Below are 26,421 nucleotides of genomic sequence, written 5' to 3' on the forward strand. Positions count from 1 at the left end.
TTATGCCTTGGCCGTTTGCTTGCGGTACGCCAAACCCAAGCCACACGCCAGGCCGAGAATCCACAGGCTCGTCATCGTGGGTTCCGGCACGGGGGCAGCCGTAGGCGTCAGCATGAACGGCATGGGATTGCTCCATTCTTGATTCGTGATGTCCCCAATGATGACGCCGTCATCGTTGATGGCTCTCAGCCGGGGAATCAGGCCCTGGGCCAGCAACTCGGAGGGGATGAACTGATCAAGGTCGATCATGTTGCCGGACTCGTCCCAAAGCACGGCATGATCGATCCAGTTATTGGGCATGGTGGTGCTGTTGCCAATGATTTGGCCACGATTATTGATACCGATGGCCGCGCTGAAGTCGCCTCCCAGCGTGCCGAGGTCGGTATAAGTCGTACCGTTCCAGAGCGCTGCGTGAATGCCCATGAGACCGACAGCTTGCCCTTTGTCGTTCAAGGCAAGCACGTCCGCGTTCGTGCCCAGTTCAATGAGCGTGTTGTTCGACCAGATGCCGGCATGGGAGGTGGCGTCATCCAACGTGGAGTAATTGAGCGCTACCTGCCCGAGGTTGTTGATGGCCTGTGCGGAGCCGCTGACCATGTTGGCCGTAAGCAGGCTGGTCATGCCTGCGGTACTCCACATGACGGGAGTAGAGCCGCTCGAGTACCCGGCGTATATGGATCCTGCAACCTGTCCATGATCGTTGAGGCCCGCGACATTGGCCATACTATGGTCCGCAGGGGCCTGCAAAGTGACGACTCCTGTATCGGTCAGTATTCGGCCACCATTGGCGCCGTCAAGTATTTGCCCCAGATTGTTGATGTCTTGTCCAAGGACGGTGTAGCCCAGATCAGTCACTGTACCGTTGCTGGTTAGAAACGTGTGTTCGTTGAAGTCCGTGAGCTTCACCCGACTGATGATCTGCCCCGAATTGTTGATGGCTGTCACATTCGCCCGGAGCGCGCCCTCTGGCAGCGGTAGAAAGCTGAAGTCGTAGCTTGCCGCAACCGCCATATCAGCAACAACAAACAGCAATGCAGCAGCGAGGGCTGATTTCAACCCAGAAGGACAACGTGTTTTCATGAACTCCCCGAACTTTCCCTGAAGCAAATCACGTGGTGCATTACACCATGTCGCGATGGCAGAGATCCCGTCAGCCGGGTGAGCTTCCATTCGGTGCACTTGGTATCGGGGCTGAGCACGATCCCATTTGTTTTCTGCGATATTTCTGACTGAATTGATTCAGGAGTCCTTGTCACATGAGCACCGTCGTCTACGGCATCCCCAACTGCCACACCGTCAAGAAGGCCCGTACCTGGCTGGACGAGCAAGGCGTGGCCTACACCTTCCACGATTACAAGAAGCAGGGTGTGCCCGCCGAGCGGCTGGACGCCTGGATCAAGGCGGTGGGCTGGGAGGTGCTGGTGAACCGCCAGGGCACGACCTGGCGCAAGTTCGATGATGCGACCAAGGCCGCCGTGGTGGATGCAGTCAGCGCCAAGGCCTTGATGCTGGCCAATGCGAGCGTGATCAAGCGCCCGGTGGTCGAACGTGATGGCAAGGTGGTCTGCGTGGGCTTTGACGAGGCCAAGCTGGCTGGCCTGGCTGCTTGATCACGCTGTCAGCACGAAGGGCGTGAGCCCGTGGACCACGCCGTTGACCTGTACATCCAGGGCATGCGGGCCGGGGTAGTAGCGCCGCGTGCTGATGGGCTTGAGTGTGTGCACCTTCTGCCAGACCAGTCTTTCACCGGGTTGCAGTGTGAGGCGCTTGCCCTTGAAGGTCTTGGGTGAGGTCTCGCCATTGGCCTTGAGGTGGTGGACGCGGTAGTCCACCTCCAGCGCCTGTGGGGTGCGGCCACGTGCATGCAGGGTTACCTGGAGGGTCAAGGCTTCGCCCACGGCCACACGGTGTCTGTCCAGCGTCACGGTGATGTCGCCCTCGAAAGGCTGGCCCAGGCCCCATGCGGCCAGCGTATCGGCATGGCCTGCCTTGATCAGCGAGCGGCTGGCGTGCCGGAGCAAGCTGCGGCGTGCGTCAGGGGCATCTGGCAAGTGCGTGTTCAACCAGTTGACCAGCAAACCTGGGTGGTCCTTGGCGATGTCGTTGAGGTGGTTGGCCACGCTGCGGCGCACGTATTCGCTGGGGTCGTCCTGCAAGCGCTGCAGCAGCGGCAGCGTGGGGCTGGGGTCTTGCACCAGTGCCTGAAGACGTTGGCCCCAGGGCAGGCGAGGCCGGCTGCCTTCACTGACCAGGCGGCGCACATGGGCGCTGGGGTCATCCAGCCAGCGAGCCATGGTCGCAAAGGTCAACTCAGGGTGTTCGATGATGAAGGGCCGAATGGCGAACTCGGCGGTGAAGCGCTGGGTGATGGCATGCAATGCCTTCAGCGCGCGCTCGGGGTGGGCCAGGCCCGCGTTGGCGATGTACTCGCCAAACGCCCACAGCGCCCAGCCGGCCAGGCCTGTGTCGTCGGTTTGCAGCGCGCCCAGCTCCTTGTCCGGGTCGTGGCCCATGTGAGGCTGGGGCACCTGCTTGAGGCTGGCCTCCAGTTGATCGGCTGCCTGCTCGAAGTCGGTGGGCAGTGTCGCGTGCAGGGCCCGTGAGAGGTGGCGGGCGCGGTCCTTGAACGCCAGGGCCTCCAGTCCATCCAGCGCGAGTTGCTCGAAGCGCTGGCGCTTGAACGAGGCATCGGCGCGCTTTAAATGGTGCCCCGTCTGTCGCACCACCTCGGCGTTGATGAGGTTCTTGAATGGTTCCATGTTGACGTGAGTATGCATGTGCTGATCAAGATCAAGCGGGTGTGCCGGGGATGGCGACCTAGGGATGGCTGCGGTCATGTGGCCTGCCTAGACTGAAACCATCTTCAACAGCAGGGCAAGAGACACACCATGGCCACATCCAGGAAGGCACCCAAGTCTGACTCGGGCAAACGCGCAGCGGCCAGCAAACTGGCTGACCCTTTGAAGCTGGCAGGCATGGCCGCCGTGATCGAAGATGCGCGCAAGGCGGCTGTGTCAACGAGCAAGGGGCCGGCTGACCCGACCCACTACGCGGCGTTTGTCAAAAGGCTCAAGGCGGTGGAGGGCAAGTTCCCGCCCTTGTATGAGCAGTCCTACGTGGCCCCCTTCGTCAAGATCATTACCGGGCTGGGGGCTGCCAAGTTCAACAAGATCCTGGCCAGTGACCCTGATCGTGAAAGCACGGCGGGCCTGATGTTCGACTTGGGGCAGGCTATTCTTCAGCATGGTGAGGGCTACCTCAAAGCCGAGACACGCGGCTTTCAGGAGTTCATCTCCGACTTGTATGACGGCTTCCTCAGCGCAGAAGACCGGCGTGGTGTGAAGGCGCCCGATCTGGGTGTGATCCCGCCGCTGGCCAAATGGGGCAACCCCGAGGCCGGCCCCTATACCTGGCCCATCGATGCCGCCAAGTCCTTCCATGTCGGGGCGGCCGTGGTCAATATGCCGCCCGCCAATGCCGACAGGGGCTTGATCGCCTGGGCGGCCTTGGGCCATGAAACCGCAGGCCATGACATCCTGCATGCGGACAAGGGCTTGCAAGCCGAACTGGCGCAGGCCTTGCGCACCAACCTCGCCTCACTCGGGCATGGTCTGGGCGACTACTGGGCCGAGCGCATCGACGAGACCTCGTCCGACGTGATGGGCATCCTCAACCTGGGGCCCGCTGCGGGCATCGGGTTGATCGCCTATTTCCGGGGGCTGGGCGCGGCGTTCGGCCAGCCGCCCAAGCTGCGCAGTGATGGCCCGGATGATGACCCGCACCCTGCGGACATCGTGCGGGGCTATCTGGCCGCCGAGGTGGTGGCCTTGCTGAGTTTCGCGGGGCACACGGCCTGGTCCAAGCTGATCGCGGCTGAAACCGAGAAGGACCGCGAGACCATCGTGCTGGCGGGGCAGACCATCTCGCCCTCGCTGGCACGCAAGGCGGCCAAGATCGTGGCCAAGACCTTGGTCAAAGGCAAGGCCAAGGCATTGGAGTTCCACGCGCTGGGCGACATCCAGGGCTGGGCCGATTCTGACGAGGCCATTCTGCAGGCCATGCGCGTACCGTTGCGCGACGGCAAGCCACTGCCACCTACGCCGGGCGGCAAGAAACTGTATGCCGCGCACCTGGTGTCCGCCGCGGTGATGGAGGCGCTGGCCACCGGCCAGAACATCGGCACGCTGCAAGCCAATCTCATCGCGCAACTCAACAAGTTGCATGATGCCAACCCGGCCTGGGGCCCCTTGTTCGTGGCCCACCCCGGCCAGATGCGGCGCGACTACTTCATGCCCGAAGCCCTGCGCCAGCTCAAGCGGGTGGCCTGAGCTGGTGAAGTGCGAGCCTGATCAGGGCCGCGGGTCAGGCGGTCGATCAGGCTGCCAGCAACTGGCGCAGCACGAAGGGCAGGATGCCACCGTGCTGGTAGTAGCTGACCTCGATGGGCGTGTCGATGCGCAGCTTGACCGTGACCTCGGTCCGGCTGCCATCGGCGCGTTCGATGATGAGCTTCACATCGGCCTGGGGTTTGATCTCGCCCCCCAGATCGATGCTGATCACCTCATCGCCCTTGAGGCCCAGCGACTGCCAGGAGTCGTCACCCTTGAACTGCAGGGGCAGGACCCCCATGCCGACGAGGTTGGAGCGGTGGATGCGCTCGAAGCTGCGTGCCACCACGGCCTTGATGCCCAGCAATTGCGTGCCCTTGGCTGCCCAGTCCCGGCTGGAGCCCGTGCCGTATTCCTCGCCGCCGAAGATCACCGTGGGCGTGCCCGCGGCGATGTACTTCATGGCCGCGTCGTAGATGTACATCTTCTGCTTGTCGGGTTGGAACAAGGTCAGGCCGCCTTCTTCGCGGCTGCCATCGGCGCCCGCAGGCAGCATCAGGTTCTTGATGCGCACATTGGCAAAGGTGCCGCGCATCATCACCTCGTGGTTGCCGCGGCGTGAGCCATAGCTGTTGAAGTCGGCCTTCTGCACACCGTGCTCGACCAGGTACTGGCCGGCGGGTGAGGCTTCCTTGATGGAGCCGGCCGGCGAGATGTGGTCGGTGGTGATGGAGTCCCCGAACAGCGCCATGATGCGGGCCTTGTCGACACCAAGCTTGACCGCCTTGGGTGCCTGCTCGAAGCCATCGAAGAAGGGCGGCCGGGCGATGTAGCTGCTCTTGGGCCAGCTGTAGACCTGCCCCTTGACGCCCTTGGCCTGCTCCCACAGCTTGCCGGGCTTGGTCTTGACCTTGGCGTAGTTGTCCTTGAAAGCCTTGCCGTCCATCGCGTACTTCAGCAGCTTGTAGACCTCGTCGCTGCTGGGCCAGATGTCGCCCAGGTACACATCTTTGCCGCCCTTGCCCTTGCCCACCGGCTCGGTCATCAGGTCGCGCGTGACGTTGCCTGCGATCGCGTAGGCCACCACCAGCGGCGGGCTGGCCAGGAAGTTGGCCTTCAGGTTCGGGTGGATGCGGGCTTCGAAATTGCGGTTGCCCGAGAGCACGGCGGCACAGACCAGGTCATTGCTGGTGATGACTTCGTTGATCTCAGGCGTGAGGTCGCCCGCATTGCCGATACAGGTGGTGCAGCCATAGGCCGCCACATTGAAGCCCAGCTTTTCCAGGTAGGGCAGCAAGCCTGCTTTCTCCAGGTACTCGGTGACGATGCGTGAGCCCGGGGCCAGCGACGTCTTCACATGCGGTTTGACCTTCAGCCCGGCCTCCACGGCCTTCTTGGCCAGCAAGCCCGCAGCCAGCAGCACGCTGGGGTTGGAGGTGTTGGTGCAGGAGGTGATGGCGGCGATCAGCACGTCACCGTTCTTGATGTCGACACCGTTGGCCGTGGTGAAGGTCTTGCCCAGCTTGTCGGCTGGCTGGTTGAAGCCGTTGTCGGCAATCGGCTTGCTGAACAGCTCGGTGAAGGTCTTGCTCAGGTTGGTGATTTCGATGCGGTCCTGCGGGCGCTTGGGGCCGGCCAGCGACGGGGCCACGGTACCCAGGTCCAGCTTGACGACGCTGGAGTAGTTGATGTCGCCGGCCTTGGGGACACCAAACAGCTTCTGGGCCTTGAAGTAGGCTTCGAATGCGGCGATCTCGTCCTTGGTGCGGCCCGTGCCCTTGAAGTAGTCGATGGTCTTGTCGTCCACCGGGAAGAAGCCCATCGTGGCACCGTACTCGGGCGCCATGTTGGCGATGGTTGCGCGGTCCGGCAGCGCCAGGGACGCCGTGCCCTCGCCATAGAACTCGACGAACTTGCCCACCACTTTCTGCTTGCGCAGGATCTCGGTGATGGTGAGCACCAGGTCGGTGGCGGTCACGCCCTCGCGCAGGCGGCCGGTCAACTCCATGCCGACCACGTCGGGCGTCAGGAAGTACACGGGCTGGCCCAGCATGCCGGCTTCGGCCTCGATGCCGCCCACGCCCCAGCCCACCACGCCGATGCCGTTGATCATGGTGGTGTGGCTGTCGGTGCCGACCAGGGTGTCAGGGTAGGCCACGCCTTCCTTCGTCTGGTGCACGCCGCGCGCGAGGTATTCCAGGTTGACCTGGTGCACGATGCCAAAGCCCGGCGGCACCACGCCAAAGGTGTCGAAGGCCTGCATGCCCCATTTCATGAACTCGTAGCGTTCGGCGTTGCGCTCGAACTCGAGTTTCATGTTGAGGTCCAGCGCCTTCTTGCTGCCGTAGTGGTCGATCATCACGGAGTGGTCCACCACGAGGTCAACCGGCACCAGGGGTTCGATGCGCTTGGGATCCTTGCCCTGCGTCGCCGCCACATTGCGCATGGCGGCCAGGTCAGCCAGCAGAGGGACGCCGGTGAAGTCCTGCAGCACCACACGCGCGACCACGAAGGGGATCTCGTCGGTACGCTCGGCGTTGGGCTGCCAATTGGCCAGCTGGGCCACATGCTCGGCGGTGACCTTCTGGCCATCGCAATTGCGCAGCACCGATTCGAGCACGATGCGGATCGACACCGGCAGCTTGTTGATGTTGGGGTGGAGCTTGGCCAGCTCGGGCAAGGCGTAGTACTTCAGCGATTTGCCGGACGCCGTCTTGAAGGACTTCAGGGTCTGCTTAAAGGCGTGCACATTGGCGTGCTGGGGAAGGCTTGCCTTGGAAGCTTTGGCCATGGATGGTTCTCCGTCTGCAATGGTTGGTGGATGCGACAAAACTTCATTTTGGCAGCAAGCCCCGGCGCGCGACAATACGCCGCGAGTGGCCATGCCACGTACACAGGATCCATGCTGGTGTTTAAAAAATACAGTCGACAAACCGGCGCAGCCGATTGGTTCTTGATGGCCATGGTCGGGGCCGTCCTGCTGGCCTCGTTTGCGCCGCAATGGGGCCGCAGCGAAGGCGTACTGCACCTGGGGCAGGTGACCGATGTGGGGGTCTTCCTGCTGTTCTTCCTGCACGGCATGGGTTTGTCGACCGACAGCCTGAAGACCGGCGCCACACGCTGGAAGCTGCATGTGCTGGTGCAGGCCTGCACCTATGTCCTGTTTCCCATGTGGTGGGGGCTGCTTTACGTGTCGCTGGGCCGCTGGTTGCCGCATGACCTGGCCATGGGTTTCTTTTACCTGGCGGTGCTGCCCTCGACGGTGTCATCCTCGGTGGCGATGACGGCCCTGGCGCGCGGCCACGTGGCGGCGGCTGTGCTCAATGCCACCTTGTCGACCTTGCTGGGGGTGTTCATCACGCCCTTGCTGGTCAGCCTGGTGATGAGCGGGCAGGGGCACGAGCTGGATGTCGGGCACACCATGCTCAAAGTCGCGCAGCAGTTGCTGCTGCCGTTTGTCATCGGGCACCTGTTGCGCCCCTGGCTGTCGGCCTGGTTCACGCGCATCAAGCCCATCACCACGGTGTTCGACCGCGGCGTGATCGTGCTGCTGGTGTGGTCGGCCTTCAGTGACTCCGTGGCCGACGGGCTGTGGACGCGCCACGGCCCCTGGTTGCTGGCGCAGGCCATCATCGGCGCGGCGGTCTTCCTCCTGCCCATGCTGTGGGTGACGCGCCGTGCGGCACGCGCCTTGGGCTTTGAGGTGGAAGACGAGATCGTGGCCGTGTTCTGCGGCTCCAAGAAGACGCTGGCCTCGGGCATGCCCATGGCCAAGCTGCTGTTTGGTGGCAATGCGGCGATGGGGGTGCTGATCCTGCCCATCATGCTGTACCACCAGCTGCAGCTGTTCGTGTGCGCCGTGATGGCGCGGCGTTATGCGGCGCGCGAGGCGCGGACCATCGTGTCGAGTTGAGGCAGGATCAGGCCTAAGGAGACCCGACCAAGCCCAGGCAACGTCAACCCACGCGGAACACCTGCGCGGCGCGCACCAGGGTCTGTGCCTGACGCTGCAGCGATTGCGCAGCCACAGCCGCTTCCTCCACCAGGCTGGCGTTCTGCTGCGTGGCGCTGTCGATCTGGCTGATGGACTGGTTGACGCTGGCGATGTCGTCAGATTGCTCGGCCGTGGCCGTTGTGATGCCCTGGATCAACTGGGTGACCTGCGAAACGGCTTCGACCACGCGGTTGATGGTTTCGCCGGCCGCCTCCACCTGACGCGTGCCATCGCCGACCTGCTCCACCGATGAGCTGATCAAGCTGTGGATTTCCTTGGCAGCCTGCGAACTGCGGCGAGCCAGTGACCTGACCTCTGCCGCTACCACGGCAAAGCCACGGCCTTGCTCGCCCGCCCGCGCGGCTTCCACGGCTGCGTTGAGCGCCAGGATATTGGTCTGGAACGCGATGCTCTCGATCAGCTGGGTGATTTCGCTCATGCGTTGCGACGAACCCTGGATGCCCTGCATGGCCTCGATGATCTGGCTGACGGCCTGGCCGCCTGCCTCTGCCGCGGCCGAGGTGTTCTCGCTGACCTGGGCCACCTCGCGGGCGGTGTCGGCCGTTTGCTTGACGTTGCTGGTCAGCATGGACATGGCCGCCGTGGTGCGCTCCAGGCTGCCCGCCTGGGTGTCGGTGCGGGTTGACAGGTGGTGGTTGCCCTGGGCGATGTTGCCGATGGCCAGCTGGATGCCGTCGGTTTCGCAACGCACATCGTTGACGAAGGCGCGCGTGTTGAGGTTGGCCTGGCGCAGGCCGCGCATCAGCATGCCGACCTGATCGGTGCGGTCAGACCAGATGTCTTGCGTCAGGTCGCCCGCCGACATGCTGTTGATGAAGCGGATCGCCTGGTTCAAAGGCTGGGTCACCGTGAGATCCAGCAGCTTGACCATGGCCAAGGACAGGGCAGCACCTACCGCCAGTTGCGCCCAGGGCAGGATGTGCGCGGGCAGGCCCAGCCAGGACGGCACCAGCATCATCGGCAGGATGAGCGCCATCGCGATGCCAACACGGCCGGTGAGGTGCACGCGACCGAACTTGCCCACCCAGTCGCGCATGCCGAAGTAGCGCACACGGCCCGCATGCAGCTTGAAGCGGGGCCTGACCAGGGCGCGTTGCGCGATCAGGTCCTTGTAGAGCGATTGGGCGGTGTTGATCTGCTCGCGCGTGGGTTTGGTCCGCACCGACAGGTAGCCGATGGGTTTGCCATGGCTGAGCAGCGGCGTCACGTGGGCCTGGACCCAGTAGTGGTCACCGTTCTTGCGGCGATTCTTGACCGTGGCCGTCCACGAGCGGCCAAAGCCGATGGTGCGCCACATGTCCTTGAACGCTTCCTCGGGCATGTCCGGGTGGCGGATCAGGTTGTGCGGCTGCCCGATGAGCTCCTCCTGCGTGTAGCCGCTCACGCGCGTGAAGGCGGCATTGCAATGCGTGATGACGCCTTGCTTGTCCGTCATGGACACCAGCATTTCCTCGCCGGGGTAGTCATACTCTTGCCCCGAAACGGGCAGGTTGAGCCTCATGTGCCGTCCTCCGGCGTGGGGTTTAGACTCGGCCCGATCTGGCCAGCGTCCCGCGCGCCTAATGTGCAATCACTTCGTCTTTCGGCGTTATTGTCCTGGTGTTGAGTAACTTATGAGTCGCGAATGAGCGATATGCGTGGCCGTAGTGCGCCATCCTTCACACCCGATGTCATTTATTGCCCGCCACCCGACCAGGGCCTGGACGTGGTGTTCGTGGACGAGACCCTGCTGGTGCTCAACAAGCCGGCAGGCCTGCTGTCCGTGCCGGGGCGGGGCGAGGGGCGCGACGATTGTTTGATCAGCCGGGCGGCTCGCCAGTATGGCGACGCGCTGATCGTCCACCGGCTGGACATGGCCACCTCGGGGCTGCTGGTGCTGGCGCGGGGCGAGGCCATGCAGCGCGCCCTGAGCATGCTGTTTCAGGATCGGCACGTCAGCAAGCGCTATGTGGCACTGGTCCATGGCTTGCTGGCCGATGATGTCGGAGAGGTGGCATTGCCCCTGATCACGGACTGGCCCAATCGGCCCAAGCAGATGGTCTGCCACGAACGGGGCAAGCCATCGCTGACGCGTTACCGTGTGCTGTCACGCGATACGGCGCTGGGGCAGACGCGGGTGGAACTGGAGCCCGTCACCGGGCGCTCGCACCAGTTGCGCGTGCACATGCTGGCGCTGGGCCACCCCATCGTGGGCGACCCGCTGTATGGCGATCAGGCCGTGCAGGCGGCCTGGCCGCGCTTGATGCTGCATGCAAGCCAGCTGACCTTGCCTCACCCGGTGACGCAGGTGGTGCACCGGTTCGAGTGCGCGGCACCCTTTTGAAGGCTTGCCTTCAGCGGCACGCGCCGGTTCCCGGCGCCGTTCACAGTGGCTTCTTGCGCCCCGTGATCATGGCTTTGGCCAGGTTTTCTTTTTGCAGCCCGCTCATCACCAGCACACCCGCCCAGTGGCCCAGCACGCAGGCTTGCAGTGCCCAGGCCAGGTACTGGTGGGTGTCGATCAACCAGTCTTCGCCCCAGTAGGCATCGAGCTGCGACATCCAGCCGGTGAGCCCCAAGGCGAGCACCAGTACCCACAGCAGCCAGGCCATGAGCATGCCAACCGGGTTGTGCCCCAGGGTGCGCTGCACCTGGCGTTGCCGCAGTTCATGCAGATGTTGCCGCACCGCCGCCCATGAGGGCAGGCCGACGTGCGCCACGTCGCCACGTGAGCGGCTCATGCCGAAGATCACCCGTAGCAAGACGGCAGCGGCCGCCACATACCCCGCATAGCGGTGCACTGGCCCGGTCTCGTTGAACAGGTTGAACAGCACGATGGCCGCCACCAGCCAGTGGCTCAGGCGGACGAAGCCGCCCCACACCGGTACCGGGCCGGTGTCATCCCGGCCAGGCATCACTTCTCGATCTCGGCCTTGACGATGTCCAGCGTCTTGGTGTCGAAATAGATCTCGACCTTCTTGCCATCCTTGTTCCAGCCATAGATCTCGTAGCACTGGCCTTCGACCTTGAACTTGCGGATCTTGTAGCCTTGCTCCAGCAGCTTGGCGCGGGCATCGCCTTCCTTGATCCATTCGGATTTGGGGTGGGCTTCGCAATGGGCGCTGGCCAGGGCGCTCAGGGGGAGGGCAGCCAGGCCCAGAACGAGGGTAGCGGTCAAACGTGTCATTCAGATGCTCCTAAGAATCATTCGCATTTACTCGGATATTCTCGCACGATGTGCGACCTGAATCCAGCGCGTGATGACCTGGTACATCTGATTGACGTCCAGCGGTTTGGGGACGTGGTCGTTCATGCCCACGGCGAGCGCGCGTTCCCGATCGCTCACCAGGGCGCTGGCGGTCATGGCGATGATGGGCAGGTGCTTCCAGCGCGCATCGCTGCGGATGCGTTCGGTGGTGGTGTAGCCGTCCATATGGGGCATCTGGCAATCCATCAGCACGCAGTTGAAGCGGGCAGGGTGGGCCTCCAGCAGGCGCAAGGCTTCATAGCCATCCTGCGCGATGGTGACTTCCGCACCCGCGCGCGCGAGGAGCTCCCGGGCCAGTTCCTGGTTGAGGGGCTGGTCTTCCACCAGCAGGATCTGCACTCCGGTGAGCTGGGGCACTTTGGGTCTGGGCGGCTCGGCCTGGGGCAGTGTGAGCGCCTGGTGAGGGCTCTGGTCGTGGTTCATGGCGCGCGTCAGGCTGTCGAACAGGGTCGAGGGCGTGACGGGCTTGGTCAGGATGTCGGCCAGGGGGACGTCATGCGCCGCCTTCAAGGCATCCGCCTTGTTGAAGGCCGTGACCAGCAGGATGCAGGGGTTGTCATCCGGGAAGCGGGCCTGGGCCAGTTCGTGGATGTGCCGCGCGCAGGTGATGCCGTCCATGCCGGGCATCTTCCAGTCCAGCATGATGCAGTCGTAGGGTGCGTGGGCCCGTTGCAGGTGCGCCAGCGCCTCATCGCCGCCACTGGCGAAGTCCACGCTCAGGCCCAGGGTGCAGGCCATCTGGCCCAGCACCTGGCGGGCATCGGCGTTGTCGTCGACCAGCAGCACGTGCTTGCCGCGCCAGTCCTCGCTGGCCAGCGCCATCGGTGAGGACCGGGCGGGCAGGCTCATGCGCAAGGTGAAGTGGAAGGTCGAGCCCTGGTGGAGTTCACTGTCCACCCAAAGGCGCCCGCCCATGCGCTCAGTGAGTTGCCGCGAGATGGTCAGGCCCAGGCCGGTGCCGCCAAAGCGCCGCGTGGTGGAGGCGTCCACCTGGGTGAAGGGCTGGAACAGCCTGGCTTGCTGCTCGGGGCTCATGCCCATGCCGGTGTCGCGCACCCAGCCGTGAAGCACGATGTCCTGCCCGTTGCGGTGCTGGACTTCCAGGCCGATGGTCACGCTGCCCTGGTCGGTGAACTTGATGGCGTTCGAGCCCAGGTTGACCAGGATCTGGCGCAGGCGCGTCGGGTCACCCATCAGGTGCGCGGGCAGATCGGGCGGGGCGGTGAACAGCAGCTCCAGCCCCTTGCGCTCTGCGGGCAGGCCCAGCACGTCGGACACGTGCGTGAGCACATCCTGCAGCTCGAAGTCGATGCACTCCAGCTCCAGGTGGCCGGCCTCGATCTTGGACATGTCCAGCACGTCGTTGATGATCTGCAGCAGGTTGTTGGCCGCCTGGTGGGCCTTGACCACGTACTGGCGCAGCTTGTCGGGCGGGGCGTCGTCCAGGGCCAGGTGGGTCATGCCGATGATGGCGTTCATGGGCGTGCGGATCTCGTGGCTCATATTGGCCAGGAAGGCCGACTTGGCCCGGGTGGTTTCCTGCGCGGCCTTGCTGGCCGAGCGCAAGGCCTCTTCGGTCTGCTTGCGCGCGGTCACGTCGTCCACGATGGCGAAGTACAGGTCCTTGTCCTCGTGGTCGAGAGACAGCAGCATCACTTCGGCGTCAAAGGTTTGCTGGTCCAGCCGGCACAGGCGCCATTCGATGCGCCCTGGCGGGCTGCCGTCACGCGCGCTGTCGAGCAACTGTTCGGCCAGTGCCTCGCTGGCTTCGCCGTTGGGTTGCTTGGGCTGGCACAGCGGGGCGAGCCAGGGCCGCAGGCCTTGCAGTTGCTCGAAGCGGTCCGCGCCGAACAGGCTCAGTGTGGCGGGGTTGCACCGCAGGATGCCCTTTTGCCGGTGGAAGAACAAGAAGGCCGAGCTGGCGTGGTTGAAGACGGCATCGAAGCGCAGCTCGGCCTGGCGTCGGTCCGTCACGTCCAGCCAGTAGCCGTCGTACACCTCGCCGCCATCCGGCGTGCGGGCCACGGCGCTGTTGACGCTGATCCAGTGCTTCTGGGATTGGGCCTCCACCTCGAACTCGAGCGGCGTGGTGGGCGGGTGCGTGGGCAGTTCTGCATGTGGGCCCCAGGCAAAAGCCGGGTTGGCCTGCAGCGTGGTCTCGTCCAGGCCGAACAGCCGGTTCACGCCTGCGCCGATGTAGGCGAACTTGCCTCGCCCAGAAGGGGACACTCGATAGCGGAACAAGGTCAAGGGCAGGGCGCGGGTCATGTCCAGTGTTTCGCGGCGCACCCGCTCCACCGCACTTTGCCGTTCCAGCCGCCTCAGATAGGCCCAGATGACGAGCCAGCCAAAGGCCATGGCCAGGGCCGCCCCGACGGTGGTGGCGGCGCTGATGGCTGCTTCGGCCGCCAGTGGTGTCAGCACCCACAGCGTGTAAGGGTAGCCGTTGAGTTGGCGTGTCAGGGCCAGATAGCGCTGCCGCCCGATTTCCATGCCGGCTTGCGCACCCTTGCCATCGTCGACGGTGATGGGTTTCCAGCCAACTGGCTTGGGCATGCCGAGGTAGGCCCCCTCCATCTGTTTTTCTCTGCCCGCCAGTGCAGGCCCACCTGGGACCTGGTGCAAGGTGGCCTCGGCCTGGTTGCCCGCCACGATCACGCCATTGGCGTCGACGATGTGCAGGTAGCGCCCGGTCGTGTCCGTGAACAGACGCGCCATGGAAGCCGGGTCCGTCTTGAGGATGAGCACGCCCAGCGCCCGCGTGCCATCGTCAATGCGGGCCGAGAAATTGAAGCCCGGCTTGTGGCTGATCCGCCCCATCACGAACTGAAAGCCCGCGCCGGACTCCATGGCGTCGATAAAGTAATCGCGGATGTGGAAGTTGTGCCCGATGGTCGAGTAATGGGGGTCGAGGTAGGTGCTGTCGGCCACCGTGGTGCCATAGGCATTCTGCAGATACGCCTGTCGGATCTGGAAGCTTCTGACGATGCCGTCGAGCTGCCGGCTCATCTTCTGCACCGCAGGCTGCGCGGTGAGCATCTCGCGCAGGCGTTGGGGCTTGATGGCCCGCGATTCCACGGTATCGGGTGCGATGTTCTGGCTCAGAAAGTCGACGAAGGATGACTCTTTGGCCAGGACCTGTCCCAGCGCCGCCAGCGAGCGAAAGTGATTCTCGACGTTGTCCTGGAGGCTGGTCAGGCGAAGGTTGGCGTTGGCGCTCGCATCCTGCCGGAAAGCATGGATGCGGTAATGGTCTACCCAGAGTGCGCCGACAAGCACGGCCGCTGACCAGATCAGTGCCGCGATCAGCAGCCTGCGTCGCTGAGGGTCGATGTCGGGGGGCTCGCCCGTGAATGCCTGGTCCATCAGGGTCTCCAATCTGGGGTCTCCAGCTTGCTGAGCCCAGGATGACGGTACAGCGGGGCTCCCGCCTGCGTGCTTTCGCCTGCAGCAGTGGATTTCTAACAGAGGTGACTTGCCACGGGCAACCCGGATCGCGCAGCAAGCCCTCTGCCGGCAGGGGATGGCGTGCTTTGGCCACAGGTATCCAGTGCATTTGCAGCATGTCAAATAGGTGGATCAGAGCGTGCCGGGCGCTCGTGGCAGAATCTACGCTTTTCCTCAGAGACCGGATGCCATGACTGCAGTTGTCATCAGCGGTACTGGGCTGTACCAGCCGCCCCATACCATCACCAACGCCGAACTGGTGGAGTCGTTCAACGCTTACGTTGACAACTACAACGCCGAGCATGCCGCTGAAATCGAAGCCGGTACGCTGACGGCCCTGACCCACTCCAGCTCCGAATTCATCGAAAAAGCGTCCGGCATCAAGCAGCGCTACGTGATGGACAAGGAAGGCATCCTTGATCCCAAGCGCATGTACCCGCGCTTCAAGGAGCGCTCGGACGACCAGCTGTCCATCCTGGCCGAAATCGGTGTGGAAGCCGCCAAGAAGGCCATGGCCGCAGCCGGCAAGAAGGGCGAAGACATCGACGCGGTGATCTGCTCGTGCTCCAACCTGCAACGCGCCTACCCGGCCATCGCCATCGAGATCCAGAACGCCATTGGTGCGCGTGGTTACGGCTACGACATGAACGTGGCCTGCTCGGCTGCGACCTTTGGCCTGGAGCAGGCGGTCAACGCGATCAAGTCCGGCTCGGCCAAGTGCGTGCTGGTGATCAACCCCGAGATCACCTCGGGCCACCAGGAGTGGAAGGACCGCGATTGCCACTTCATCTTCGGTGACGTGGCCACGGCCACCATCGTCGAGCGTGCCGACACCGCCACCTCGGCCGAACAATGGGAAGTGCTGGGCACCAAGCTGGCCACGCAGTTCTCCAACAACATCCGCAACAACTTCGGCTACCTCAACCGCAGCGAAGACAGCGACCCCAAGGCCCGCGACAAGACCTTCCGCCAGGAAGGCCGCAAGGTGTTCAAGGAAGTGGTGCCCATTGCCGCCGCCCACATCGAGTCGCAGCTCGCGCCGCTGGGCCTGGAGCCCACTTCGGTGCGCCGCTTCTGGTTGCACCAGGCCAACCTGTCGATGAACCAGCTGATCGTCAAGCGGCTGATCAACGCCGAGGTCACGCCGGATACCGCGCCGCTGATCCTGGACGAATTCGCCAACACCTCGTCGGCCGGCTCCATCATTGCCTTCCACAAGTACCGTGCCGATCTGGCCAAGGGCGATGTGGGCGTGATCTGCTCCTTCGGCGCAGGTTATTCGGTGGGCAGCGTGGTGGTGCGCAAGCGCTGAGCCGCATCCCTCATCGGGCGGAGAGCCGGGCCTGCTTGACGCGGGCACAATCGCCGCATCCCGACCACGGCCCGCCGGGTAGACCAGCGGGCCGTTTTCTTTTTTGGCCATGAGCAACGACTTCACCTTCTACTGGCACGACTACGAGACCTTCGGCAAAGTCGCCCGGCGTGATCGCCCCTCGCAGTTCGCCGGTGTGCGCACGGATGCCGACCTCAACGAGATCGGTGCGCCGCTGATGCAGTACTGCCAGCCCGCGCCGGACTACCTGCCTGATCCGGAAGCCTGCCTGCTCACCGGCATCCTGCCGCAGACCTGTCTGGAGCGCGGCGTGCCCGAGCACCGTTTTGCCGATGCCATCGAGCGCGAACTGGCGCAGCCCAACACGGTGGGCGTGGGCTACAACACCATCCGCTTCGACGACGAGGTGACGCGCCACCTGTTCTGGCGCAACCTGATCGACCCGTATGCGCGCGAGTGGCAGAACGGCTGTGGCCGCTGGGACCTGCTGGACGTGGTGCGCTGCACCTGGGCCTTGCGCCCTGAAGGCATCAACTGGCCGAAGCACGAAGATGGCCGCCCCTCGTTCAAGCTGGAGCACCTGACGGCTGCCAATGGCCTGAGCCACGAGGCCGCGCACGACGCCTTGTCTGACGTGCGGGCCACCGTGGGCCTGGCTCGGCTCATCAAGCAGGCCCAGCCCAAGCTGTGGGACTTCTGCCTGAAGCTGCGCAAGAAGGACGCCGTGCTGGCCGAAGCCGGGCTGGACAAGCCGCGCGCGATGTGGCGGCCCTTCCTGCACATCTCGGGTATGTTTAGCCACGAGCGCGGTTGCATGGCCCTGGTCTACCCGCTGGCCCAGCACCCCAGCAACAAGAACGAGATCCTGGTGTGGGACCTGGCCCATGACCCCAGCGAGCTGTTCGGCATGAGCGCCGCCGACATGCGTCTGCGCATGTTCAGCAAGACGGCCGATCTGCCTGAGGGTGTGACCCGCCTGCCCGTCAAGAGCGTGCACATCAACAAGTCGCCCATCGTGATCGGCAACCTCAAGATCCTGAGCCCCGCCTTGATCACCAAGTGGGGGCTGGACCTGGACAAGGCCATGGCCCACGCCGAGACGGCGGCCCAGCACGCGGCCAGCATGGACGGCATCTGGGCGGAGCTGTACACGCGGCCAGATGCGCGCACTGAAGTCGACGTGGACGAAGACCTGTATGGCGGCTTCATCGGCAATGAAGATCGCCGTGTGCTGCAACGCCTGCGTGGCCTGTCGCCCGCGCAACTGGCCGAGCGCACGCCAGGCTTCGTGGACGAACGCCTGGAAGAGGTGCTGTTCCGCTACCGCGCCCGCAACTTCCCGGACACCCTGAGCGAGGCCGAGCAGGCCCGTTGGCATGAGCTGCGCATGGCCCGCCTGCATGAAGGGCAGGGCGGCGGCCTGTCGCTCGCGGCCTTCTTCGAGCGCATCGATGCGCTGGGCGAGTCCTTGAGCGAGGATGACGAGCGCGGCCAGGACATCCTGGGGGCGCTGTACGACTATGCCGAGCAGATCGCACCGTAAATCAGGCGAGTCGGCCGCGGGCACGCTTGGTGGTGCTCAAGGTGGCGTAGCCCGGCCAGGCGTGCAGACACTGGTGCCGGTGATCCGCAGTGCGCCGCCGCATCTGCGTTATCTGAGCGGCTATCCACCGCACCTGCTGCAGCAAGTGCAGCAACTGATCGACGAAGGCAAGCTGGCCGACACGCTGGCGCGCCGCTACCCTGATCGGCACGAGGTCAAATCCGACGCGGCCTTGTACGAGTATGTGATGGACCTCAAGGCCCGCTACATGCGCAACGCCGACCAGATCAGCAAGGTGGCGTATGACAACAAGCTCAAGGTGATCACGCAGGCGCTGGGCACGCACACGGCGGTGTCACGCGTGCAGGGCGGCAAGCTCAAGGCCAAGCGCGAGATCCGCGTGGCCAGCCTGTTCCGCGAGGCGGCGCCGGAGTTCCTGCGCATGATCGTCGTGCACGAACTGGCGCACTTGAAAGAGAAGGCCCATGACAAGGCCTTCTACCAGCTGTGCACGCACATGGAGCCCAGCTACCACCAGTACGAATTCGACCTGCGCCTCTACCTTGTGGCGCAGGATCTGGCCCGGGTCAAGCCCGACGCGCCTGAGGCGCCTGAGACGAATCCGGCGCAGCCATGATGCGCTGCCAGTGGGCCTGCAGGCTGGGCGCCACGCGGTCCACATCGGTCACCACGGACATGTGACCCAGGCCAGGCATGGTCTCCAGCAAGGCGTGGTCGTTCACGCGGGCCAGGCGGTGGGTCATCTCACGCGCGGGCAGGCGGGTGTGTTCACCATGGACCAGCGTCAAGGGCTGCTCGACGCGGAAGTCCTCGAAGTGGCGCGGCAGGGTACCGATCAGGCTCACCTCTTGAGACATCTTCCAGCCGACAGCCCGCATCGGCGCCTTGACCTTGTCGGGCATGAAAGACCAGGCGCCCGGGCCGTTCCAGTAGTTGATGAAGGCCTCCAGCCATTCGTCCGTACCGCCTTGCTCGGCCTTGGTGAAGACGCTGTCGGGCCCGTACATGCCACGTATTTCGGCACCCAGTTCGCCTTCGAGTTCATCCTGCACCAGGCGCAGCGAGCCGAACATCACGGGCTCGTACAGCCACAGTGACTTGATGGGCAGGTCCTTGTCCAGCGTCAGCAGCAGGGCGAGCAGGCCGCCATACGAGTGGGCCACCAGATGCAGCCCATTCGTATCCGACGGGATCTGCGCGCGGATGTGCGCCAGGTCCATGTCCATGGAAAACGGTGTGCCGGCGGGCATCAGGTCATCGGGTGCATAACCCCGGTTCACCACCGCCAGGCTGCGCATGCCTTCGGGCACGGTGCCCATCAGGCGCTTCCACATGAAGGGGCCCATGCCTGTGGAGTGGATGAACAGGGCGGTGTCTGGCGTGGTCTGGCTCATGGATCGTCTCCAAAAATTTACTTGCATAAAGCAAGTAGTTGGGTCAGTATAGAAACGAAATGCCTTGCCTGCAAGCGCCAGCCTTTTCTCTGCCTTCTTTGCACCTTTCCTGTCTTCGAAAGCCCCCATGCGCCGCACCTCGTTTGCCAAGATGAGCTGTTCCATTGCCCGCACGCTTGAGCTGGTGGGCGACTGGTGGACGTTTCTGATCGTGCGCGAGGCGTTTTTCGGCAGCCGCAAGTTCGGCGAATTCGAGAAGGCCCTGGGCATCGCGCCCAATGTGCTCACGCAGCGCCTGGGCAAGTTGGTGGAGGGCGGCATCCTGGTGGTCGAGGCCACCAGCGCCAGCGGCAAGGCCTTGTCCTACCGGCTCAGTGCCAAGGGTCGGGATCTGTTTCCGGTGCTGGTGGCCATGCTGCAATGGGGTGACAAGCACGCCAGCGCACCCAAGGGGCCACCGGTGCGCATCGTGGCGCGCCGCACGGGCGAGGAGATCGCGCCCATGGTGCTGCGCTCGGCCAACGGTGAGGTGCTGGATGTGTCCGAGGTGATGCCTGTGGCGGGGCCTGGGGCCGGGCAGGCGGTGCGCCAACGCATGGCAGAGATCGCCGAGATGGCCGAAGTGCGCCGAGCTGGCAAGGGCTGATTGATCGGGCCTATCTCGGAGAAGGTGCCTGGCCAGGCCTACGCCTCATGCGCGCGTCAATGCCATGAGGTCTTGACCAGATCCTGATGCCCGATGGGGCGTCGGCCCAGGACTTCGGTGAAGGCCTGAACGGGCGCGACATTGTCCTGCTCCAGCAGGGACAGCGTTTCCGTGCAAAAGGGCAGGGCCGGGATCTGGTCGCCAATGCGGGCGCTCAGCGTGGTCATGAAGCCGGGAAGGGGCATGACCAAAGCCTTGCCTTTGCCCAGCTGCTGGCGCAGGCTGCCAATGAAGTCGGCCATGCTCAAAGGCGTGGCACCCACACAGGGCAGGATACCCTTCAGCGAACGCGACTCCTGCAGAAGCCGGGCGATGGCCAATGCCAGATCCCCCACTGCAACGGGCTGGATGCGTGCACGGATCATGGCTTGGGGCAGCATCAGCACCGGCAACTGAGCCAGATTCACGAACAGCTTGCTGCTGTCACCATTGGCACCGAACACCACACTCGGCCGCAGCACCACGCCATCCAGCAGGCCCTGTTCGGTGAGGCCCAGCAGGTGCCGTTCAGCGGCCAGCTTGGTCTGCGCATAGGCGGTGTTGCTGCCCTCGATGCCCAGCGCAGAGACGTGGACCACGCGCCGCACGCCCGCCTGCGCACACGCCGTGTACAAGGCCTTGGGCACCTCGGTGTGCACCACCTGGATGGGCCGCTGGCGGGTATCGCGCAAAACGCCCACGGCGTTGACCACCGCGTCCACGCCTTTGAGTCGGGCCAGCCAGATCGCCGGGTCGGTATCGCGGCTGAAATCGACGGCGATGGCCTGGGCATCTGCAGAGCCGGCGGGCGAGCGCGTGGCCATGACCCGGTGCCCGGCGGTGACCAGCGCCTTGGCGATGTTGCGGCCGATGAAACCGGACGATCCGCAAAGCAGGACGTTCATGATCGAGGCTCCTTGTTGACGTTGAGCAGGTCGCGGACGCGTCGAAACTCGGCGTCACCGAGGAGCGTGCCACAAGCTATCGGCATGCACAGGCGGCGCCACCGGGACTTAGCCTCTCCTGGCATATTGCACAGGGATTGCCTCCGTCTGGCGGGGTTGGGCGCCCGTGCTCAAGCGCCTGCCGTTCACATTGAACGTGAACGCTGAAGCCTGGTCAATCAGTTGTGGATGTCCGGGAACAGCGATGGGTCAGGCCCTTTGGGGGAGCCCATGATCAGCCCCGGCTCGGACGCCGCAGATGCCGCAGATGCCGCACCGGGTGGCATCGGGATCAATGAGCGGTTGATGACCTGGTCATCCAGCCCCAGGGAGGTGATGAAGCCCCCGTCGGCCCATTCGGCGTAGCGCCAGTCCGTGTCGCTGCGCACCAGGCCTTCTGCTGGCGGGCTGATTTCCTTCACCGGTTCGTGAGCCAGGGCCGTGGCCATGAAATTGATCCAGATCGGCAGGGCCAGCGAGGCACCCGAGCTGTGGCTGCCCAGGGACTGTGGCTTGTCATAGCCCACCCACACCACCGCCACCAGATTGGGCTGGAAGCCGGCAAACCAGGCGTCCACCACGTCGTTGGTGGTGCCGGTCTTGCCATAGATGTCCGGGCGTTTGAGCTGGGCCTGGGCGCGTGCAGCTGTGCCGCTGCGTGCGACCTCCTGCAGCAGCGAGGCCGTCATGAAGGCGTTGCGGGCCGGGACCGCGCGCTGGCTCTCGTCCACCGTGGCCGCGGGTGCTTCGAACACCGTCTTGCCGTCGACATCGGTGATGCGCCTGATCACCACAGGCGTCACCTTCAGGCCGCCATTGGCGATGACCGCGTAGGCGCTGGCCAGTTGAATTGGGGTGGTTGAGCCAGCGCCCAAAGCCAGCGTCAGGTTGTTGGGCTGCTTGTCGACATCAAAGCCGTAGTGGCCGGTCCAATCGCGTGCAGCATCTGGGCCCAACAACTGCACCAGTCGGATGCTGACCAGATTCTTGGAATGGGCAAGGGCTTCACGCAAGGTGATCGGGCCATCGGCGCTGCCGTCGGCGTTCTGCGGATTCCAGTCACCCAGGCCGGTCAGGGGCGCGTCGTTGATGATGGTCTCCGGCATGACGCCGTTTTCCATGGCGGCGGCGTACAGGAAGGGTTTGTAGCTGGAGCCGGGCTGGCGCCAGCCCTGGGTCACGTGGTTGAACTGGTTGGCGCGGAAGTCGAAGCCGCCCACCAGCGCGTGGACTTCACCGTCATGCGGGTTGATGGCGACCAGCGCGCTTTCGGCTTCGGGCCATTGCGTGATCGTCCAGTCCTTGCCTTGTTGCAGCACGCGCACCACGGCGCCACGCTGGATGCGCAGCTTGGCGCTGGCCTTGGCTGACAGGCCGGGTTGCGCCTGCCGCAAGCCCTTGCCGGTGATGGTGATCACCTCGCCGGACGCCAGCACCACCACTACGCGCTTGGGCGAGGCCTCGGTCACGATGGCGATCTTGAGGACCTCGTCGTCGTTGTAATCGGCCAGGGCCTGCGAGACGGCCGGGTCGGTGTCTTCCAGGCTGTTGTCGAGTTCCTCGTGGTCCTCGGGGCCGCGCCAGGCCTGCTGCAGTTCGCGGTCGATCAGCGTCTTGCGCACGGCCTTGTAGGCGGCTTGCTGTTCGTTGGCACGCAAGGTGGTCACCACCTTCATGCCCGTGCTGTAGGCTGCCTCGCCGTAGCGGGCGAACACCTGGGCGCGGGCCATTTCGGCCACGAACTCGGCGTGTACTTCGACCTCGCCGGGGGCGCGCACATTGAGCTTTTCAGCCTTGGCTGCCGCGTACTGGGTGTCATCCAGCACGCCTTGCGCATGCATGCGCATCAGGGCAATGAGTTGCCGCGCACGCGCCCGTTCCGGGTTGCGGATGGGGTTCACGTTGGAGGGGTTCTGCGGCAGGCCGGCCAGCATCGCGCATTCAGCGGCGGACAGGGCGCTCAGGGGCTTGCCGAAGTAGGTTTGCGCGGCTTCTGCAAAACCGTAGGCACGGGCCCCCAGGTAGATCTGGTTCATGTAGAGCTCAAGAATCTGGTTCTTGCTCAGTTCATGCTCGATCTTCAAGGACAGCATGGCCTCCTTGAGCTTGCGGCTCAGCGTCTTTTCTCGCGTGAGAAAGAAGGTGCGCGCCACTTGCTGGGTGATGGTGGAGGCGCCTTGCGTGCGGCCACCCGTGAGGTTGGACACCACCGCGCGCAGCACCCCCACCACGTCGATGCCGGGGTGCTCGTAAAAGCGGGCGTCTTCCACCGCCAGCAGGCTGTCGCGCATCAGCTTGGGGATCTGGTCGAAGTGCTGGTACAGGCGCTTCTCGTTGCCAAAACCGCCGATCTCGACGCCATCAGCTGTGTAGACGCGCAGGGGTTGCTTGGGCTGGTAGTGCGCCAGGCCGCTGGTGTCGGGCAACTGGGGGTAGAGCACGGCGATCGAGGCCAGCAGGGTCAACAGGCCGATCACGGCGGCAACGGCGCCCAGCCACAGCAGTTTCTTCAGAACCGGGCCGCTGGTAATGCGGGCCCACAGGGAGACATCTTCGATCTTCTCGGACATGCAAGATCCTATGCGCGCGCCTGGCATCCGGCCAGGCAGAGCCGTGGATTATCAGCCCTGGTTCGCCGTGGGCGTGACAAACGGTGAGCGCGCTTTCGCATCGCCAAAAGAAAAAGCCCGCCTGGTTTCCCGGGCGGGCTTGTGAGGGGGCTTCAGGCTCAGGCGGCCTTCACGCCCTTGGCCGTTTCCACGTACTCTTCAATCTGGTTGAAGTTCATGTACTTGTAGATCTTGTCGGCGTCCTTGGCCACCACGCCCACTTCAGCCATGTACTCGGCTGGCGTCGGCAGCTTGCCCAGCTTGGAAGCCACGGCAGTCAGCTCGGCCGAGCCCAGGAACACGTTGGTGTTCTTGCCCAGACGGTTCGGGAAGTTGCGGGTCGACGTGGAGATACAGGTCGAGCCTTCCTTGATCTGAGCCTGGTTACCCATGCACAGCGAGCAGCCAGGCATTTCGGTACGGGCGCCAGCGGTGCCGAAGGTGTTGTAGAAGCCTTCCTTGGTCAGCTCGGCAGCATCCATCTTGGTGGGCGGAGCCACCCACAGACGCACCGGGATGTCCTTCTTGCCTTCCAGCAGCTTGCCGGCGGCACGGAAGTGGCCGATGTTGGTCATGCAAGAACCGATGAAGGCTTCGTCGATCTTGGTGCCAGCGACTTCGGACAGGAACTTGGCGTCGTCCGGGTCGTTCGGGCAGCAGACGATGGGCTCCTTGATGTCAGCCAGATCGATCTCGATCACGGCGGCGTACTCGGCGTCCTTGTCGGCTTCCAGCAGCTGGGGGTTGGCCAGCCAGGCTTCCTGGGCTTCGATGCGGCGCTGCAGGGTGCGAGCGTCGGCGTAACCGTCGGCGATCATGTTCTTCATCAGAACGATGTTCGACTTCAGGTACTCGGCCACAGGCTCCTTGTTCAGCTTGATGGTGCAACCAGCAGCGGAACGCTCAGCCGAAGCGTCAGACAACTCGAACGCTTGCTCGACCTTCAGGTCAGGCAGGCCTTCGATTTCCAGCACGCGGCCCGAGAAGATGTTCTTCTTGCCGGCCTTGGCCACGGTCAGCAGACCAGCCTTGATGGCGTACAGGGGGATGGCGTGCACCAGGTCACGCAGGGTGATGCCAGGCTGCATCTTGCCCTTGAAGCGCACCAGCACGGACTCAGGCATGTCCAGAGGCATCACGCCGGTGGCGGCGCCGAAGGCGACCAGGCCCGAACCAGCGGGGAAGGAGATGCCGATGGGGAAGCGGGTGTGCGAGTCGCCACCGGTGCCGACGGTGTCAGGCAACAGCAGACGGTTCAGCCACGAGTGGATCACGCCGTCACCAGGACGCAGGGCCACGCCGCCGCGGTTGGAGATGAAAGCGGGCAGCTCGCGGTGCATCTTCACGTCCACGGGCTTCGGATAAGCAGCCGTGTGGCAGAACGATTGCATGACCAGGTCGGCGCTGAAGCCCAGGCAAGCCAGGTCCTTCAGTTCGTCGCGGGTCATCGGGCCGGTGGTGTCTTGCGAACCAACGGTGGTCATCTTGGGTTCGCAGTAGGTGCCAGGACGCACGCCTTGGCCTTCGGGCAGACCAACAGCGCGGCCGACCATCTTCTGGGCCAGGGTGAAGCCCTTGCCGGTGTCCTTGGGGGCCACGGGCAGGCGGAACAGGGTCGAAGCGGGCAGGCCCAGGAACTCACGTGCCTTGCCAGTCAGCGAGCGGCCGATGATCAGGTTGATGCGGCCACCAGCGCGGACTTCGTCCAGCAGCACTTGCGACTTCAGTTCGAACTTGGCAGCTTCAGCGCCGTTCTTTTCGATCTTGCCGTCATAGGGGTAGATGTCGATGACATCGCCCATTTCGAAAGCGGACACGTCCACTTCGATCGGCAGCGAGCCGGAGTCTTCTTGCGTGTTGAAGAAGATGGGGGCGATCTTGCCGCCCAGGGTCACGCCGCCGAAGCGCTTGTTGGGCACGAAGGGGATGTCTTCGCCCGTGGCCCAGATCACACTGTTGGTGGCCGACTTGCGCGAAGAACCGGTGCCGACCACGTCGCCAACGTAGGCAACCAGGTTGCCCTTCTTCTTCAGGTCTTCGATGAACTGCATCGGGCCGCGCTTGCCGTCTTCTTCGGGCTTGAAGGCCGCGTCAGGACGGGTGTTCTTGAGCATCGCCAGATAGTGCATCGGGATGTCAGGGCGGCTCCAGGCGTCCGGAGCGGGCGACAGGTCGTCGGTGTTGGTTTCGCCAGGCACCTTGAACACGGTCACGGTGATCTTCTTGGCGACTTCAGGACGGGTGGTGAACCACTCGGCGTCCGCCCACGATTGCATCACGGCCTTGGCGTTGGCATTGCCAGCCTTGACCAGTTCGGCGACGTCATGGAAGGCGTCGAACATCAGCAGGGTCTTTTTCAGCGCGTCAGCGGCGACGGCGCCAACTTCCGCGTCGGACAGCAGGTCGATCAGGGGCTTGACGTTGTAGCCGCCCACCATGGTGCCCAGCAACTCGGTGGCCTTGGCCTTGGAGATCAGGGCAACCTTGATGTCGCCATGGGCCACGGCCGACAGGAAGGAGGCTTTGACCTTGGCCGCGTCGTCCACGCCGGGGGGCACGCGGTGCGTCAGCAGATCCAGCAGGAAGGCGTCTTCGCCAGCGGGCGGGTTCTTGATCAACTCGATCAGCTCGGCAACTTGCTGAGCAGACAGGGCCAGAGGGGGGATACCCAGCGCGGCGCGCTCGGCAACGTGTTGGCGATAGGCTTGCAACATGGTGTTCACCTGGAGTGGATGGGGCAAAACGCTTCAGACGCGTGCCCTGCCGAATCACCATCGTGGGGCGCAAACGGGGCAGACAACGCGTCGCGGTCACAGGGAAATGCAATTTCCGTGCAGCCCAAGATTATCGCCCAC

General features: G+C 64.2%; 19 protein-coding genes. 8 read left to right on the forward strand and 11 right to left on the reverse strand.

Annotation, left to right across the window (positions count from 1 at the left end):
• The gene (locus tag JY96_RS17830; protein ID WP_152606560.1) at positions 1-1,170 is read right to left on the reverse strand and encodes a hypothetical protein; all 1,170 of its coding nucleotides are present in this window, start codon (positions 1,168-1,170) and stop codon (positions 1-3) included.
• Positions 1,171-1,256: 86 nt separating this feature from the next.
• Between JY96_RS17830 and JY96_RS17835 the strand changes: the two genes are divergently transcribed.
• Positions 1,257-1,610, forward strand: coding sequence for an ArsC family reductase (locus tag JY96_RS17835; protein WP_035039517.1), 354 nt, complete (start codon positions 1,257-1,259; stop codon positions 1,608-1,610).
• Here JY96_RS17835 and JY96_RS17840 read toward each other — a convergent pair whose 3' ends face one another.
• Complete coding sequence (locus JY96_RS17840) at positions 1,611-2,777, reverse strand: DNA alkylation repair protein (protein ID WP_235333970.1); 1,167 nt, start codon at positions 2,775-2,777, stop codon at positions 1,611-1,613.
• A 111-nt stretch (positions 2,778-2,888) separates the two neighbouring features.
• Here JY96_RS17840 and JY96_RS17845 point away from each other — a divergent pair, with 111 nt between their 5' ends.
• Positions 2,889-4,328, forward strand: a complete 1,440-nt coding sequence (locus tag JY96_RS17845) for a hypothetical protein (RefSeq protein ID WP_200883526.1) — start codon at positions 2,889-2,891, stop codon at positions 4,326-4,328.
• Positions 4,329-4,374: 46 nt separating this feature from the next.
• On the opposite strand, the gene acnA is transcribed toward JY96_RS17845, so the two are convergent.
• Positions 4,375-7,119 (reverse strand): aconitate hydratase AcnA, encoded by a 2,745-nt coding sequence (gene acnA / locus JY96_RS17850; protein ID WP_052162693.1) that lies wholly within the window; start codon positions 7,117-7,119, stop codon positions 4,375-4,377.
• A gap of 111 nt (positions 7,120-7,230) precedes the next feature.
• On the opposite strand from acnA, the gene JY96_RS17855 reads away from it, so the two are divergent.
• Positions 7,231-8,241 carry a bile acid:sodium symporter family protein gene (locus tag JY96_RS17855; protein WP_052162694.1) on the forward strand — a complete coding sequence of 337 codons (1,011 nt, stop codon included), beginning with the start codon at positions 7,231-7,233 and terminating at the stop codon, positions 8,239-8,241.
• 43 nt (positions 8,242-8,284) lie between these two features.
• On the opposite strand, the gene JY96_RS17860 is transcribed toward JY96_RS17855, so the two are convergent.
• The gene (locus JY96_RS17860; RefSeq protein WP_035039521.1) at positions 8,285-9,844 is read right to left on the reverse strand and encodes a PAS domain-containing methyl-accepting chemotaxis protein; all 1,560 of its coding nucleotides are present in this window, start codon (positions 9,842-9,844) and stop codon (positions 8,285-8,287) included.
• A gap of 132 nt (positions 9,845-9,976) precedes the next feature.
• On the opposite strand from JY96_RS17860, the gene JY96_RS17865 reads away from it, so the two are divergent.
• Positions 9,977-10,666 carry an RluA family pseudouridine synthase gene (locus JY96_RS17865; RefSeq protein WP_052162982.1) on the forward strand — a complete coding sequence of 230 codons (690 nt, stop codon included), beginning with the start codon at positions 9,977-9,979 and terminating at the stop codon, positions 10,664-10,666.
• Positions 10,667-10,706: 40 nt separating this feature from the next.
• Here JY96_RS17865 and JY96_RS17870 read toward each other — a convergent pair whose 3' ends face one another.
• The 3 genes from JY96_RS17870 to JY96_RS17880 are packed head-to-tail and all read right to left on the reverse strand — an operon-like array spanning position 10,707 to position 14,956.
• Positions 10,707-11,237, reverse strand: coding sequence for a cytochrome b/b6 domain-containing protein (locus JY96_RS17870; RefSeq protein ID WP_035039523.1), 531 nt, complete (start codon positions 11,235-11,237; stop codon positions 10,707-10,709).
• On the reverse strand, positions 11,237-11,509 hold the full coding sequence (locus JY96_RS17875; RefSeq protein WP_052162695.1) for a PepSY domain-containing protein: 273 nt from the start codon (positions 11,507-11,509) through the stop codon (positions 11,237-11,239). Before JY96_RS17875 ends, JY96_RS17870 begins: the two co-directional genes overlap by 1 nt.
• A 27-nt stretch (positions 11,510-11,536) precedes the next feature.
• Positions 11,537-14,956 (reverse strand): response regulator, encoded by a 3,420-nt coding sequence (locus tag JY96_RS17880; RefSeq protein WP_152606561.1) that lies wholly within the window; start codon positions 14,954-14,956, stop codon positions 11,537-11,539.
• A 271-nt stretch (positions 14,957-15,227) separates the two neighbouring features.
• Between JY96_RS17880 and JY96_RS17885 the strand changes: the two genes are divergently transcribed.
• The 3 genes from JY96_RS17885 (at position 15,228) to JY96_RS17895 (ending at position 18,550) form a co-directional block, all read left to right on the forward strand.
• Positions 15,228-16,349, forward strand: coding sequence for a beta-ketoacyl-ACP synthase III (locus tag JY96_RS17885; RefSeq protein WP_035039525.1), 1,122 nt, complete (start codon positions 15,228-15,230; stop codon positions 16,347-16,349).
• A gap of 109 nt (positions 16,350-16,458) precedes the next feature.
• The gene (gene sbcB, locus JY96_RS17890) at positions 16,459-17,913 is read left to right on the forward strand and encodes an exodeoxyribonuclease I (protein ID WP_035039527.1); all 1,455 of its coding nucleotides are present in this window, start codon (positions 16,459-16,461) and stop codon (positions 17,911-17,913) included.
• Positions 17,891-18,550: a M48 family metallopeptidase gene (locus JY96_RS17895; RefSeq protein ID WP_081961388.1), complete on the forward strand. Its 660-nt coding sequence runs from the start codon at positions 17,891-17,893 to the stop codon at positions 18,548-18,550. Before sbcB ends, JY96_RS17895 begins: the two co-directional genes overlap by 23 nt.
• Here JY96_RS17895 and JY96_RS22500 read toward each other — a convergent pair.
• Positions 18,501-19,328 (reverse strand): alpha/beta fold hydrolase, encoded by an 828-nt coding sequence (locus JY96_RS22500; RefSeq protein ID WP_052162697.1) that lies wholly within the window; start codon positions 19,326-19,328, stop codon positions 18,501-18,503. The two genes, JY96_RS17895 and JY96_RS22500, sit on opposite strands and share 50 nt — an antisense overlap.
• Before the next feature lie 151 nt (positions 19,329-19,479).
• Here JY96_RS22500 and JY96_RS17905 point away from each other — a divergent pair, with 151 nt between their 5' ends.
• Positions 19,480-19,974 carry a helix-turn-helix domain-containing protein gene (locus JY96_RS17905; RefSeq protein WP_235333971.1) on the forward strand — a complete coding sequence of 165 codons (495 nt, stop codon included), beginning with the start codon at positions 19,480-19,482 and terminating at the stop codon, positions 19,972-19,974.
• Positions 19,975-20,030: 56 nt separating this feature from the next.
• On the opposite strand, the gene JY96_RS17910 is transcribed toward JY96_RS17905, so the two are convergent.
• The 3 genes from JY96_RS17910 to acnB form a co-directional block, all read right to left on the reverse strand.
• The gene (locus tag JY96_RS17910) at positions 20,031-20,918 is read right to left on the reverse strand and encodes an NAD-dependent epimerase/dehydratase family protein (protein WP_035039530.1); all 888 of its coding nucleotides are present in this window, start codon (positions 20,916-20,918) and stop codon (positions 20,031-20,033) included.
• A 218-nt stretch (positions 20,919-21,136) separates the two neighbouring features.
• Complete coding sequence (locus tag JY96_RS17915) at positions 21,137-23,527, reverse strand: penicillin-binding protein 1A (protein ID WP_152606563.1); 2,391 nt, start codon at positions 23,525-23,527, stop codon at positions 21,137-21,139.
• Positions 23,528-23,685: 158 nt separating this feature from the next.
• Positions 23,686-26,280: a bifunctional aconitate hydratase 2/2-methylisocitrate dehydratase gene (acnB, locus tag JY96_RS17920; protein ID WP_035039531.1), complete on the reverse strand. Its 2,595-nt coding sequence runs from the start codon at positions 26,278-26,280 to the stop codon at positions 23,686-23,688.
• Positions 26,281-26,421 lie beyond the last annotated feature (141 nt).

It is taken from the genome of Aquabacterium sp. NJ1 (genome assembly GCF_000768065.1).
Lineage (GTDB): Bacteria > Pseudomonadota > Gammaproteobacteria > Burkholderiales > Burkholderiaceae_C > Aquabacterium.

What these genes read in the sequence shown, in the direction of transcription:
- acnB (WP_035039531.1), bottom strand. Translation starts at nt 26,280, where the DNA reads ATGTTGCAAGCCTATCGCCAACACGTTGCCGAGCGCGCCGCGCTGGGT.
- JY96_RS17910 (WP_035039530.1), bottom strand. Translation starts at nt 20,918, where the DNA reads ATGAACGTCCTGCTTTGCGGATCGTCCGGTTTCATCGGCCGCAACATC.
- JY96_RS22500 (WP_052162697.1), bottom strand. Translation starts at nt 19,328, where the DNA reads ATGAGCCAGACCACGCCAGACACCGCCCTGTTCATCCACTCCACAGGC.
- sbcB (WP_035039527.1), top strand. Translation starts at nt 16,459, where the DNA reads ATGAGCAACGACTTCACCTTCTACTGGCACGACTACGAGACCTTCGGC.
- JY96_RS17870 (WP_035039523.1), bottom strand. Translation starts at nt 11,237, where the DNA reads ATGCCTGGCCGGGATGACACCGGCCCGGTACCGGTGTGGGGCGGCTTC.
- JY96_RS17915 (WP_152606563.1), bottom strand. Translation starts at nt 23,527, where the DNA reads ATGTCCGAGAAGATCGAAGATGTCTCCCTGTGGGCCCGCATTACCAGC.
- JY96_RS17865 (WP_052162982.1), top strand. Translation starts at nt 9,977, where the DNA reads ATGCGTGGCCGTAGTGCGCCATCCTTCACACCCGATGTCATTTATTGC.
- JY96_RS17840 (WP_235333970.1), bottom strand. Translation starts at nt 2,777, where the DNA reads ATGCATACTCACGTCAACATGGAACCATTCAAGAACCTCATCAACGCC.
- JY96_RS17830 (WP_152606560.1), bottom strand. Translation starts at nt 1,170, where the DNA reads ATGGAAGCTCACCCGGCTGACGGGATCTCTGCCATCGCGACATGGTGT.
- JY96_RS17845 (WP_200883526.1), top strand. Translation starts at nt 2,889, where the DNA reads ATGGCCACATCCAGGAAGGCACCCAAGTCTGACTCGGGCAAACGCGCA.
- acnA (WP_052162693.1), bottom strand. Translation starts at nt 7,119, where the DNA reads ATGGCCAAAGCTTCCAAGGCAAGCCTTCCCCAGCACGCCAATGTGCAC.
- JY96_RS17905 (WP_235333971.1), top strand. Translation starts at nt 19,480, where the DNA reads ATGAGCTGTTCCATTGCCCGCACGCTTGAGCTGGTGGGCGACTGGTGG.
- JY96_RS17880 (WP_152606561.1), bottom strand. Translation starts at nt 14,956, where the DNA reads ATGGACCAGGCATTCACGGGCGAGCCCCCCGACATCGACCCTCAGCGA.
- JY96_RS17860 (WP_035039521.1), bottom strand. Translation starts at nt 9,844, where the DNA reads ATGAGGCTCAACCTGCCCGTTTCGGGGCAAGAGTATGACTACCCCGGC.
- JY96_RS17895 (WP_081961388.1), top strand. Translation starts at nt 17,891, where the DNA reads ATGCCGAGCAGATCGCACCGTAAATCAGGCGAGTCGGCCGCGGGCACG.
- JY96_RS17875 (WP_052162695.1), bottom strand. Translation starts at nt 11,509, where the DNA reads ATGACACGTTTGACCGCTACCCTCGTTCTGGGCCTGGCTGCCCTCCCC.
- JY96_RS17855 (WP_052162694.1), top strand. Translation starts at nt 7,231, where the DNA reads ATGCTGGTGTTTAAAAAATACAGTCGACAAACCGGCGCAGCCGATTGG.
- JY96_RS17835 (WP_035039517.1), top strand. Translation starts at nt 1,257, where the DNA reads ATGAGCACCGTCGTCTACGGCATCCCCAACTGCCACACCGTCAAGAAG.
- JY96_RS17885 (WP_035039525.1), top strand. Translation starts at nt 15,228, where the DNA reads ATGACTGCAGTTGTCATCAGCGGTACTGGGCTGTACCAGCCGCCCCAT.